The organism is Allomuricauda sp. ARW1Y1 (genome assembly GCF_013407935.1).
Classification (GTDB): Bacteria; Bacteroidota; Bacteroidia; order Flavobacteriales; family Flavobacteriaceae; genus Flagellimonas.
The window spans coordinates 764,333-777,623 of record NZ_JACBZU010000002.1; the positions used below are offsets into that span (position 1 = coordinate 764,333).

Genomic DNA, 13,291 nt, shown 5'->3' on the forward strand with positions numbered 1-13,291 from the left:
GAAGGGAGTCCTTTTTTCTTTTGTTCGATTATTAGCCTATTATGATAGTATATTACCCTAAATTAGCTTCAAAATCAATTTTTCAAATAATTTAGGCGTATCCATGAAGGTGCTTCCCTTTAAAATACCAAAACCACAGCATGAGGCGCTGGTGTACCAAATTGACCGCGAACAGGTATTTTATGACCAGTTGCACCAACATGCGGAAATTCAGATCAGTTATGTGGAAAAAGGTGCCGGGGCACTGATTGTAGGGGACAGCATCAATGAATACAAAGCTGGCGACATTCTGGTCATTGGTAGTTTTGTCCCTCATGTATTCCGAAGCGACACCCGAATCAAGGAAGAATCATTGATGCACACCTTGTTTTTTGACCAAGATTCCTTTGGAAAAGGATTCTTCCAACTGGCAGACCTTTCATCCATCCAACAATTCTTTAAAAAGGCAGAGTTTGGAATGCGCATCACTTCAAGACAAAGCAAGATCGTTCCATTGTTCCATGCGCTTTCAGCACAAAACAAAGTGGAACAAATCGCATCGTTACTGCTGATCATCGACCAAATCAACAAATCCAATACAGTGCCACTTTCCGCTTTTGTATATCGCAAATCGTTCACGGATGATGAGGGCAAACGGATGAGCAAGGTATACGATTATGCGATGGAACGGTACAGGGAGCCCATCACTTTGGAAGAAATTGCAGAAAAGGCCAACATGACGAAGAATGCGTTCTGTAGATACTTTAAAAAAAGGACCAACAAGACATTTTTCCAATTTTTAATCGAAATACGCATTGAAAATGCCTGTAAGCTCCTCTTAAAAAATCCCGAACGCTCCATTGCTTCGATTTCTGAACAGTGCGGTTTCAACAATATTGCCAACTTTAACCGCAAGTTCAAGGAATTCAAGCACTGCACACCAACGCAATACCGCCATCAATTTTGACATATCTGGGCAAAGCACTTGGATGTCGGGCCGTTTATCCATAATTTCAATCCTACTAAGCCGCACAGCGTTTGTACACCATCATCGACATAGAGACTACGGGCAACGGAATCAAAGGCAACAAGATTACGGAGATTTCCATTTTTAAATATGATGGCAATCAAATTGTGGACGAATTCACCTCCCTTGTCAATCCACAATGTCCTATCCCCTATTTTATCACGGGACTAACGGGCATTGATGACCACATGGTGCAAAATGCTCCCGTATTCCATGAGATTGCCGATGCGGTCCAACGCATTACCGAGGGATGTATTTTTGTGGCGCACTCCGTCAATTTTGATTATGGCGTGATCAAGGAGGAATTTCGACAAATCGGGGTTGATTTTAACCGAAAGAAGCTGTGTACAGTTCGGCTGTCCCGAAAACTGATTCCCGGACTGCGTTCGTACAGCTTGGGAAAACTCTGCTCGGCCATACAAATTCCTTTGGTGGACCGGCACCGTGCCCGAGGTGATGCCCATGCCACCGTACTTTTGTTTGAGAAGTTGTTGGAACAGCCTGAGGCTGATACCATTTTCAAAAAGTTTTTGAACGCCAGAAGCCAAGAAGCTACCCTTCCGCCCCATTTGCCCAAATCAGTATTTGACCGTATTCCCCAAAAACCGGGCATCTACTATTTTATGAATCAAAAAGGGGAGATTATTTATGTGGGAAAGGCCATCAACCTAAAAAAACGGGTGTTGGGCCATTTTTACGACAAGAGCCGAAAGGAAATCCAAATGTGCAGCGAGACGGCCAACATTGATTTCAAACTCTCAGGCAGCGAATTGGTCGCACTTTTGATGGAATCCGCAGAAATCAAACGGTTGTTCCCACCCTATAACCGCGCCCAAAAAAGAATGGGCAAGCAGTACGCCATTTTTGCCTACGAAGATAGAAATGGCATTACCCACCTGGCCTACAATACCACCAAAGGGATACCAAACCCGTTAAAAATACTCCACAACCAAACGGAATGCCGGGCGTATTTGGAAGAGGTATGCAAGGTATTCTCGCTCTGTCCCCGTTACTGTCATTTGCAACAGACCACATCGGCCTGTTCCCATCACGAAATAAATAGCTGCGAAGGTATCTGCCGGGGCGAGGAGAAAATAGACGCTTATAACCAGAAAGTCGAAGAGGCCATCGCCCACATGAAAATGCTCTCCTCGGAAATCAGGGTTATCCAAGAAAAAGGCCGAAACGAAAATGAACATGCCGTCATTTTGATTGCGGATGGCATTTACAAGGGTTTTGGTTTTGTCGATACCGAGACGCAGTTATCCAATCTTGAAGATGTGGAGGCTTTTATCACCCCACAAAAGCATACTTTGGAAACAGAAAGTATTTTGACACAGTATTTTCTCAAACAAAACAAGAGTAAGGTGCTCGTGTAATCCTAAAGGCAGTTTATACTCTTGGCTTTAAAACGACTTTAAATTCGGCCGTATTCTTTAGCTTTTCGAAGCCTTGGTGCAAATCCGATTGTTTTACGGCATACGGGTAAAATGAAATCGGTTCGATACAGACCATGTTTCTTACTTCCGTCCAACACATAAAGTTGCCAAAACCTCCGGTTTCGATGGTGATTTCCTTTTTATCGTTTAAGGTAACGGAGGTACAATCTGAAATTTGAAGTGCCCTACTCCCCACGGCTAAAACTTCATCCAGTGAAATCCTTTTGCCATTGGCCAAAATAACAGGAGATTCCGTATGGAGTTTAAAGGCAGGATGGTACCCGAGCATAAACGGCATTCCCTCTTCACCGGTAATTTTAAAATTGATTTCCAGACTGGAATCGGTCAACAAAAAAGTTTTCTCAAACCGAAAGTCATAAGGCCAGGTAAGGGCTTCTTCCGTAGATTTTTCGGGAAACTTGGAATTGTGTACCTCAGTGCCCGAATGGTATTGCTTCACAAAAGCGGCAGCGGTTTCTGTTTGTTCCGTCAGCTGATATTCCATTTGGCGCAAGTGCCCATGCTGGTCTTGCACGGCCTCTCCTTTAGGGGTTTTTACACGAAAACCAGCCTCGTTGACCGGGCCGATAATAGGAAACATTTCAGTATCGGCGCTGCTCCATCCCGGGCTTCCCTTTTGGTGGATAAATTCATGTCCATCCACTTGATAGCCCACGAGTTCGCCCGCGTCAATCTTTACGGTGGCGTTTTTGTTTTGTAGTATTACCATTAGTTAGTGTTGATCAATCGATAAATTAAGATGGCCGTGCGTTTGGTCAAAGCCTCGATGGTATTCAGGTTAACGGTCTCCTGCGGCGTATGTGCACCGGAGCCCATGGTTCCCAATCCGTCCAAACCATCTACATATTCAGCTACAAAAGATACGTCTGCCGCCCCGCGTCTTCCGGGATCATAAGCCAAGACCTCACCTTGATTTAAATCTAAACTCACCTGGTTCAAAGTACCCAATAGGGCAAGGTTTCCTTCCGTGGGCTGCATGGCAGGGTAGCTATCCGTAAAACTGATGGTGGCCGAGGTCTGTGGTAAATTATTGGCCACGATCTCCCTCATTTTGGCCCTTGCCCGTTCTTTTTGTTCCTCCGATATAAATCGAAGTCCTCCCTTTACCACTGCTTTTTGGGCCACAACATTGGTTTTTCCAAAGGCATCGCCCTTGCTGGTCTTTTCATCAAAATTGACAAAGGTGCCTCCAAGCAAAACGCCAGGATTGAAGGTCAGCAAATCTTCCCCTTTTACATCGGTATAAAATTGATGTAGGATTCGGGACATTTCAAAAATGGCACCAGCACCGGTACGCTCGCTGAACACACCCGAGGAATGGGCCCGTTTTCCTTCCACTTCCACCGCCCAGCCCGAAGCGCCTCTTCGGGCCACGGTTGCATAGTTGAACCCTGTTGATGTTTCAAAGCCCAACGCAATATCGCTTCGCTTGGCGGCATCGATCAAGTCTTTTCTACTTATCGACAAGGGTTTACCCGTACTTTCCTCATCCCCGGTAAACGCGACAATGATCTGTGCATCATCCAACAAGCCGTTGTCCGAAAGTGCCTTGAGGGCATACAGCACGATGACATCCCCGCCCTTCATGTCATTTCCGCCCGGGGCATGGGCAACGCTATCGTTTACCATTTCAAAGGTCTGGAATGGACTGTCCTCTTCAAAAACGGTATCCAAGTGACCGATCAGCAATAACTTTTTACCCTTGGTCCCTCTGGTTTCGGCAAAAAGATGACCTGCACGGTTCATTTCTGCGGGCATCTCTATCCATTTGGTCTCAAATCCAATATTATCAAAGGCATCCTTAAACACCATTCCCACTTCCTTAACCCCTTTGGCATTAAGGGTACCACTATTGATATTGACCACCTGTTCCAAGAAATCTATGGCATCGGCATTGTTCTTTTCGATGGTGGAAACAATCTTTTTTTCGGTTCTGGAAAGTTTTTGAGCTGAAATGGAAGCTGTAAGCAATACAGCTATTAAAGTCATGTAATATTTGAAAATCATGGTTGGTTATTTTATGCTACAAGGTATCAATTTAGAATGATAAATCATGATTCCTTACTAACCCTACTCAAATTGAATGGCTTTTACCGGAGTTATTTTAGTGATGATGTAAGAGGGCACCAACAACATCAACAAGCAGAGCAACATCACTCCCAAATTCAAGAGTAAGATCGTGAACAAATCCATGTGCACAGGGATGTAATCGATATAGTATTCTTCCGGGTTTGGGAATTTGAACATGCGGTACTTATCCTGCAGAAAGATGACGCCCAACCCAATCAGGTTGCCCCAAAATAGCCCAATGGCAATCAAATAGGCAGCGTTGTACAAAAACACCTTTCGGATGCTCCAGTTCGCAGATCCCAGAGCCTTAAGGATTCCTATCATTTGGGTACGTTCCAAAATCAGGACCAGCAGGGCGGTAATCATGTTGATGCCGCCTACAATAATCATAATCCCAATAATCAGGGCAATATTGAAATCAAAAAGGCCTATCCATTCAAAAATGCGGAAATACTTGTTTTTGATATTCTGTGTATCCAAAACGGATACCGTTTTTCCATAGATCTCATTGCTTTTTTCCTCCAACTGGTCAAAATCATCAATAAACACCTCAAAGTTTCCAATTTGATTGTCCTCCCATCGGTTCATCAATTGGATGTGACGGATATCCACAAACACATAGGTTTCATCAAATTCCTCAAAACCGCTATCATAGATGCCCACGATTTCGAACCTACGGTTGTTTGGGGGTTTGGAGGCATCGCCATCCCTTAGAAAAAAGGAAAAAAAGCTATCGCCCACCTTCAACCTCAGCCTATTGGCCATTAAACTGGATATAAGTACTTCCTCATTCAACTTACCGCTATAATCGGGCAACCTACCGTCCACCAAATATTCCTCAAAAGTGCTCCAATCGTAATCGGTACCCACTCCTTTGGCCAGCATGCCCTCAAACGTATCTGCAGTTCGGATGATTCCACCTTTGGTGGCCACTGCCTGCACATGCCTCACCCCTTCCACATTTTTAAATTCAGGATAGAAATCTTGGTTGATGGAAATCGGGGTCAGGGAGACTTCGGAATTATTGTTATCGAAATTGGAAATTTGGATATGGCCGTTGAAGGCAGCAACTTTTTCGCGAATTTTGTTCTTGAGGCCAACACCAGTGGCAATGGCAATAAGCATCATTACCACACCGATGGCGATTGCGGCGATGGCAATTTTTATTATCGGGGCGGAAATACTAATTTTATGTTCCTTCCCTGTCACCAGGCGTTTGGCTATAAACAATTCTAAATTCAACGAATGCCCATTTTATCTAAGTTCAAAAGTACAGTTTTATTGTTGTTTTTGGTGTTTTCCGCTTGCAAGGGACAACAAAAAGATGCCGAGACCACCCCACTATTCGAAACAGATGCACCAGCACCGATTATCATTGCCGCCAATAGGACAGCAGCTTACCTACCCCACTTACAAGGGAAAAACGTAGGCGTGGTGGCCAATCCGACCACTGTTGTCTTCCATAAAAAAGGATACACCCATTTGGTGGACTCCTTGCTCACCTCTGGGATTCAAGTGAAAAAAGTCTTTGCTCCAGAACACGGATTTCGAGGTACGGCCGATGCGGGAGAGCATGTGAAAGATGGTGTGGACACCCAGACCGGGCTTCCCATTATTTCGCTTTATGGCAAAAACCGAAAACCTTCGGGGGAGCAATTAAGCAATCTGGATATTATTGTTTTTGATATTCAGGACGTAGGGGTTCGATTTTACACTTACATTGCCACTTTGCAGTTGGTAATGGAGGCCTGCTCCGAAAACAATAAACCCATCATCCTTTTGGACCGACCCAATCCCAACGGGCATTATGTGGACGGCCCCACGATGCTAAAGGAACATACCAGCTATTTGGGCATGAACCCCATTCCATTGGTATATGGGATGACCATGGGCGAATATGCCCAAATGCTCAACGGCGAAGGTTGGTTGGAGAATAGCAGGAAAGCAGATTTGACCGTGATTCCGTTGGAGAACTACACCCATCAATCCGAGTATCAGCTACCCATACGACCTTCTCCCAATTTATCCAATGATACGTCCATCAACTTATATCCGAGTTTGGGGCTGTTCGAGGGTACCAATGTAAACGCTGGGCGCGGCACTGAATTTCAGTTCCAACGTTATGGCGCTTCGTTTATGGACAGCACCAAGTATGAATTTAGCTATGTCCCCGAACCCAACTTTGGGTCCAAATACCCCAAAGAGGAAGGAAAAACTTGCTATGGGCGTGATTTGTCCCATGTGCCACGTATGAGCGAAGTTTCCATGGAATGGATCATTGACGCTTACAAGAATACCTTGGACAAATCCAAATTCTTTTTAACGGACGGATTTACCAAACACGCTGGAACACCGCTCTTACAACAACAGATTGAGCAGGGCATGACCAATGATGAAATAAAGGCCACTTGGCAGGATGATTTGGCTAGCTTCAAGAAAACCCGGGAGAAGTATTTGATTTATGACTAACCCTCCGTTGTAGGCCTTCTATACTTATGGAAAGGTTGTTTTAGCAGCCCTTTGATGCTGCTGTTCTCTTTTTCATCAGGAAACGTGTCGACTCCATAAACGATATTTTTGGGGTCCATGGACATATAGGTACCGAACAATCGGTCCCAAATCGAAAAAATATTCCCATAATTGGAATCGGTATAGGGCAATTGATAATGGTGATGCACTTTGTGCATGTCCGGGCTCACGATAATCCAACTTAGCGCGTTGTCCACCTTTCTCGGCAAACTAATATTGGCATGATTGAATTGTGAAAACACCACCGACAAACTCTGGTACAGCATGATGATGCCAATAGGCGCACCAACCACGAGTACTCCAACTAAGGTAAAGAAATACCGAATCAAACTTTCCAATGGATGGTGGCGGTTGGCCGTTGTGGTATCCACATTATGGTCGGAATGGTGCACTAAATGTACCATCCACAAAGGTTTTACCTTGTGCTCTACCCAATGTGCCGTGTAAGCCCCTATCAAATCCAAAAACATGACCCCTAATACCACATAAAGCCAAAGCGGCATCTCCGGCAGCCAATTGATAATACCAAAATCGTTGGCAACAGCCCAATCGGATGACTTGAGCAGCAAGAAAGCCAGCGGAAAGTTCACGATAATCGTGGTCATTGTAAAAAAGAAATTGGGAACCGAATGCCTCCATTTTTTATAGGGCACGTTGAACAAGGGTACAATTCCTTCCAAAATCCAGAAAAAAGTTATTCCTCCCACCAAGATCAAACTACGGTGCCAGGAAGGAATGGTCTCGAAATATGAAATAAGCTGCTCCATATTCCCAAATATAATAAATCGTCAAAATTTTATAGCCTTTTTCATTTCCTCCACAATGTTAAAGGCAGCTGGGCAGATTGCTACATTCTTTAAGGTGAGATTGGAGATTTGTTGGAACTTTTTTCTATCCGTATGCGGAAACTCTCGGCAAGCCTTGGGGCGAACATCATAAATGGAACAGTAATTGTCCTCGCCCAAAAATGTACAGGGCACAGACTGAAGCACGTAGTCATTCTCCTCATCGACTCGTAAAAAGGCATCGATAAATTGAGAAGGCTTCATCCTAAAATGCTTGGCAATGCGTTCAATATCCGCGTTGGTGAACAAGGGACCTGTGGTCTTGCAACAATTGGCACAAGAAAGACAGTCCGTTCGCTCGAATTCGGCATTATGCAGTTGTTGCATAGTGTAGTCCAAATCCTTGGGAGGGCGTTTTTTTAACTTGGCAAAGAATTTTTTATTCTCGGAATGCTTTTCCCTAGCTTTTTGAGGCAATTCCCGGAGTTGTTCATCCATAATGCACAAACTTATCCATTTTAAACCTTTCTCTCCAATTAAAGTCACACCTTTGCAAAAACAATCCCCATATGGCCGACATTTTTGGAAAGGCATTGCAGGATTATCAAAAAGGGCAATACACCGAGGATATCAAAACCTACTCCTCTTTGGATGAGGAGGACGTCATCCCTTTGCCCTATATGTTCCGAACATTTAGTGAAATGCCCCAAATTGAGCAAAAAGCGTTGCAATTGGCGCGCGGAAAAGTGTTGGATGTAGGGGCCGGTGCAGGAAGTCATTCACTCTTCCTACAGAACAAAGGATTGGAGGTAACTGCTTTGGATAGTTCCAAAGGCTGTATCGAAGTCTGCCAAGCACGTGGGGTAGAATCAACCATATGCAGTCCTATTTTGGATTATTCCGAAGAAAGATATGACACCCTCCTTTTACTGATGAACGGTATTGGATTGGCGGGCCAACTCAAAAATTTGAGTGGTTTTTTTCAGCATTTGGCCTCATTATTGCAGCCTAATGGTCAGATATTACTGGACTCCAGCGATATCATTTACATGTTTGAACAAGATGAGGATGGTGGCTATTGGATTCCCAATGACGGGACGTATTATGGTGAAGTCCAATTTGAAATGGAATATAAGGGGCAAAAAAGTGAACCTTTTGATTGGGTTTACGTAGATTTTGATACCTTGCAAAACGCCTGCGAGTCAAATGGTTTCAATTGCGAGCTTGTAATTTCTGGCGAGCATTTCGACTATTTAGCAAAGCTGACCTTAAAAACATAATAGATTCCGGCAAGGAACGTTTTTTGTTTATACTGATTGCTATGAAAAAAATTGCGCTATACACTTTGTTTGGCCTTGGGTTACTTATGGGTTGCTCCAAGGATTCGACCCCGACATCCACGGATTCCAACGCCAATCTTAGGGCAGGAAACCTTTTATCTACAGGTGCTTCGGCCAGGGACTTACTTTCCAACGACGTTTACGATAAACTTTTGATAGAAATTGATTACGTAAACGGTTTCGCCCCAACCGCAGAGGCTATAGCCAATTTTGAAGAATTTTTAAGGCATCACACCTTTAAGGAAGATATTGAATTTATATATACCGCATTAGCTTCTCCCAATGAACAAAGCCTGACCCTGGAAGAGGTGGTAGAACTGGAAAGGGAGAATAGGGACGAATACAACAGCGGGTCTACCATTACCGTACACATTTATTTTGCCGATGCACCTGCCGAAACCGATGACGAAGAAAACAATCTAGTGACCCTTGGTGCGGTGTACCGGAACACCTCCATGGTCATTTATGAATCCACCATCCAAGAGATTGCCAATAGCAGTACAGCTGTCAGCACCGAAGATGTGGAAACAGCGACTTTGATACATGAATTCGGGCATTTGTTCGGCTTGGTGAACCTTTCCACACAGTCGGTGAACGACCACGAAGAGACCACCGTTAATGAGGAAGGTGTGGAAGAAGGCAATAACCATTGTAATGTTGATGGCTGTTTGATGCGTTCCGAACTGGAATTTGGTTCTTCTTTATTGAAGCAAATGGAAAGCAATGCGTCCAAAGGACTGGCTACCATTCCCAACTTGGATGCTGAATGCATTTTGGACCTTCAGAAATACGGAGGGCGTTAATCTTGTACTTTTTTAAGGGATGTTCAAGTATTTGTGGGTCTGCAAGGAAACTTTCCATTTAGGGTGTTTCATGACATAATCCACAATAAGCGGCATAATTTTGTCCCGCACGCTCCATTCGGGCTGTAGATACAGGATGCAATCCTCACTCACTTGTGCAGCTTGTTCTTCGGCAAAGATAAAATCGTGCTTGTTGTAAACGATTACCTTGAGTTCATGGGCTTTTTTGTGGATGTCGCCCACGGGTAATTTGTTCTTTTTTGGGGACAGGCAAATCCAATCCCAAACCCCGGTCAACGGATAAGCACCAGAGGTTTCGATATGGATGTTCATGTTCTTGGCCTTCAATCCTTCTGTTAGCGGTCCCATATCCCAAGTGAGCGGTTCCCCGCCGGTAATCACTATGGTATTGGAATACTTTTCGGCATTGGCCACAATGCTATCAATTTGCGTTGGCGGATGGGTTTCGGCGTTCCAACTTTCTTTTACGTCGCACCAATGGCATCCTACATCACAGCCCCCTACCCTTATAAAATAAGCGGCTGCTCCCTTGTGGAAGCCTTCCCCCTGAATGGTATAAAACTCTTCCATCAAAGGCAGCATGAGACCCTTTTCTACCAAATCCATCACGTTTTCTTCAACCATGGCACAAAGATACTACGAAGAAATTGTATGATCGTGAAACTTGGCAATTATTGCTTCAAGGTAAAGTGTCCCTTTTTAAGATGCACCTTGCCATTTACATCCCTAAGTTCCAAGGCATACCAATAATCGGATGGAGGCATTGGTTGGCCATCAAAAAAGCCGTTCCAGCCAGCCACTAAAGGGTTGGTTTGGGCGAGCAATCGACCATAACGATCAAACACATAAAAAGTGCCTTGCTCATAAAATGCTGTGGTGACCCCTAAAATTGTCACCGTATCGTTGATGCCATCATTATTTGGGGTCAGGAATTTGGAGACACCAATAACACCAATGCTGATTTCATCCATGCCACAACCGTTCAAATCCATGGCATACAAGGTATGGAGCCCGGGGGTTACATTGGTGAAAACACCTTCCTGCTGCACATTGTTAGGGTCATCCAAGGCAAAAACATATTCCCCAATACCCAATTGTCCTTCCCGATGATTCACAATTATGGTTCCCGTTTCGCCGTCATCCTCAACTTGAATAAACTGAGGCGACAAGGCAGGAGGTCCAGATTCGGTCACCTGAAACGATTGCCGCTCTCCCACACAACCTGATTCCGAGGTAGCCTTAACACTATACATTCCTTGTTGTGAAATACGTATCCTCACTGTTGTTCCGACCACCTGACCTGCTTCATTGAACCACTCATACGTATGATCGCCGTTGGCAGCAAATGGTTCCACCAATACGCTCTCTCCGGTACAATAGATATAGTCGTCCTCCACAGAAAAGGACGGAATGGGATTGACACTGAGCAATACGTTTGGACCTACACCAAAGCAAGTCCCCGAGGTGCTGTCCTCTACCCTTACAAAGAGTGTTTCGGCAAAAGGTGTGGCATTGGTATAATTATCACTTTGAGAAATCGCATTCCTGCTGAGGTAAGCATCACCCTCACTGACATAAAACGAGACGGACAGATTTTGATTTGTGGGAAACTCCGAAAGAATGGCATTGCTAGCCTCTTGCAAGTCAAAGGAAGCGATACCGTCCATTGCTCCTTCATCACATTTTTCTTGTTCAAATACGTAATTTGCATGCAAAGAGGTAGTGCTTTCCTCCAAAAACATCCTTCCGACCGAATAACAGAAATCGCCTGTCCCCTCCACCCGAAAAAACACCTCATCAGCAGTGGAAATACTAAACATTTCGTCATCCAAAGGGTTGATGTTATTTTCTGCATCGTTTTCCGAAAGATGGAATGTTATGGTGTAATTATCGGGATTCGCGATTATCAAGCTGTTATATTGTGGCAGATTGAAAAACACATCTTGTCCTGAACTGCAATTGGCCACCGTAAAATCACTGTTCACCTGTGGTTTAATTTGCACCTGGGCATCAACGGGAATTCGTTCACCGTTCAGGCATCCATTGTAGGAAGCCATAGCATAAAACGTGGTGCTGGCGGTTACATCAGTAGTAAAATTAGTGCCAGTAGCTATAGGGACACTACCTGTTGGTTCATCAAACCAAACCACCTCTCCCAATGTGGATTCCGCGCTCAGCGTTATGGTTCCGGCACCGCAAATAACCGCTGGGTTGGTAGTGAAGATTTTTGGCGTAGTTATTTTGGTACTTGCAGAAAGTGTCAACACAGGATCTCCGGGCATCCCACCATATTCCACTATATATCCCTTAGGTTGGTAATCGCCGGTAGGGTCTCCGGTTATGGACAAATCGTTCCACGACCCCGTGATTCCAACTCCCGGAGCGGTGATATGGGCGTAATCCTCGTCATTAAGGTTATTGGGTTCATTGGTGTTCCAAAAGGCAAAATTTGGAGAAGTGCCATTAGCATCTCCGTTCCAAAAAACAGTTCCTGCCTCGGGACCGGTGGCCCACCTCCAAACCCCTTCAATCACACTGTCCGTTCCGCCAATCCAACCTGTCCCCGACGCCTGCTCTCCCGTAAGTTGGGCCTCTGCATCGGAGGTAATAGTGGCCAAATAGCCTTGCAATCCAAAAAAGCTCCTATTTTCTGCCGCTGCCCTAGCATCATCCCATCGTATCCCAAAAGCTTCAATGTATTCATAATAATGCCCCGTTTCGGGCAAATAGTTGGCACTACCTATGGTAAATGAAAAGAACTTCTCTTCGGTTGGCGATGTGGAACTGCTCTCGAACACAACGTCATTTACCGCGGCAATTAAATCAACATAGGCAACTGCACCTCCTGAAGACCCAGTAAGCGTTAGCTTTCCTTCTTGGCTATTCCAACTTACCGCAACATTGGGGTGGCTGTTTTCCAAACGCAAGGTATCCAATCCCCGTTCATAGCCTGTTGATATCTGAATGTAAAAAGCGTCTATTTCCGTATCGTCGGGGTCGGTAATCGTAAATGTTGTAGCAACGGGAATAGAAGTGAGGGGGCAATACATTTGGTCTCCGGTGGCGTTTACCTCCGGGGCCACATTGCTCTGGGAATAAATGAAATATGGGATACAACAAAAGAAACAGATAAAAAGAGAAAGTCTTCTTACTGTTTCCGCACAGAAATGTTTTAAAAAATAGCGTTCTGGCATGCTTTAATTTCTGAATCCATGAAGATACTCACATCTATGGATCAGACCCAATTTTTAAAGCCCTTTGCCACAATATCCTCGAT

General features: G+C 44.6%; 12 protein-coding genes. 5 read left to right on the forward strand and 7 right to left on the reverse strand.

The annotated features are described in order from the left end of the window. The first annotated feature begins 103 nt into the window (after positions 1-103). Positions 104-946, forward strand: coding sequence for an AraC family transcriptional regulator (locus tag GGE08_RS08335; RefSeq protein ID WP_179384431.1), 843 nt, complete (start codon positions 104-106; stop codon positions 944-946). Positions 947-1,017: 71 nt separating this feature from the next. After that, positions 1,018-2,385, forward strand: a complete 1,368-nt coding sequence (locus tag GGE08_RS08340; RefSeq protein ID WP_179384432.1) for an exonuclease domain-containing protein — start codon at positions 1,018-1,020, stop codon at positions 2,383-2,385. 13 nt (positions 2,386-2,398) lie between these two features. On the opposite strand, the gene GGE08_RS08345 is transcribed toward GGE08_RS08340, so the two are convergent. The 3 genes from GGE08_RS08345 to GGE08_RS08355 form a co-directional block, all read right to left on the reverse strand. Then, positions 2,399-3,175 (reverse strand): aldose 1-epimerase, encoded by a 777-nt coding sequence (locus GGE08_RS08345; protein WP_179384433.1) that lies wholly within the window; start codon positions 3,173-3,175, stop codon positions 2,399-2,401. Further along, on the reverse strand, positions 3,175-4,473 hold the full coding sequence (locus GGE08_RS08350; protein WP_179384434.1) for a M20/M25/M40 family metallo-hydrolase: 1,299 nt from the start codon (positions 4,471-4,473) through the stop codon (positions 3,175-3,177). The genes GGE08_RS08345 and GGE08_RS08350 overlap by 1 nt, the downstream gene beginning before the upstream one ends. Positions 4,474-4,536: 63 nt before the next feature. Continuing rightward, on the reverse strand, positions 4,537-5,778 hold the full coding sequence (locus tag GGE08_RS08355) for an ABC transporter permease (RefSeq protein WP_179384435.1): 1,242 nt from the start codon (positions 5,776-5,778) through the stop codon (positions 4,537-4,539). Positions 5,779-5,781: 3 nt separating this feature from the next. Between GGE08_RS08355 and GGE08_RS08360 the strand changes: the two genes are divergently transcribed. Beyond that, entirely contained in the window at positions 5,782-7,005 is a 1,224-nt protein-coding gene (locus GGE08_RS08360) for an exo-beta-N-acetylmuramidase NamZ domain-containing protein (protein WP_179384436.1), read from the forward strand. Here the strand turns inward: GGE08_RS08360 and GGE08_RS08365 are convergent. Further along, positions 7,002-7,832 (reverse strand): sterol desaturase family protein, encoded by an 831-nt coding sequence (locus tag GGE08_RS08365; RefSeq protein WP_179384437.1) that lies wholly within the window; start codon positions 7,830-7,832, stop codon positions 7,002-7,004. The two genes, GGE08_RS08360 and GGE08_RS08365, sit on opposite strands and share 4 nt — an antisense overlap. A gap of 21 nt (positions 7,833-7,853) precedes the next feature. Then, the gene (locus GGE08_RS08370; RefSeq protein ID WP_179384438.1) at positions 7,854-8,348 is read right to left on the reverse strand and encodes a YkgJ family cysteine cluster protein; all 495 of its coding nucleotides are present in this window, start codon (positions 8,346-8,348) and stop codon (positions 7,854-7,856) included. Between the two features lie 71 nt (positions 8,349-8,419). Here GGE08_RS08370 and GGE08_RS08375 point away from each other — a divergent pair, with 71 nt between their 5' ends. Both GGE08_RS08375 and GGE08_RS08380 read left to right on the forward strand, forming a co-directional pair. Beyond that, entirely contained in the window at positions 8,420-9,130 is a 711-nt protein-coding gene (locus tag GGE08_RS08375) for a bifunctional 2-polyprenyl-6-hydroxyphenol methylase/3-demethylubiquinol 3-O-methyltransferase UbiG (RefSeq protein WP_179384439.1), read from the forward strand. Between the two features lie 41 nt (positions 9,131-9,171). Continuing rightward, positions 9,172-9,993, forward strand: a complete 822-nt coding sequence (locus tag GGE08_RS08380; protein ID WP_179384440.1) for a hypothetical protein — start codon at positions 9,172-9,174, stop codon at positions 9,991-9,993. Between the two features lie 12 nt (positions 9,994-10,005). Here the strand turns inward: GGE08_RS08380 and GGE08_RS08385 are convergent, their stop codons facing one another. Both GGE08_RS08385 and GGE08_RS08390 read right to left on the reverse strand, forming a co-directional pair. Continuing rightward, positions 10,006-10,638, reverse strand: a complete 633-nt coding sequence (locus tag GGE08_RS08385; RefSeq protein WP_179384441.1) for a 7-carboxy-7-deazaguanine synthase QueE — start codon at positions 10,636-10,638, stop codon at positions 10,006-10,008. Positions 10,639-10,685: 47 nt separating this feature from the next. After that, positions 10,686-13,208, reverse strand: a complete 2,523-nt coding sequence (locus tag GGE08_RS08390; RefSeq protein WP_179384442.1) for a T9SS type B sorting domain-containing protein — start codon at positions 13,206-13,208, stop codon at positions 10,686-10,688. Positions 13,209-13,291 lie beyond the last annotated feature (83 nt).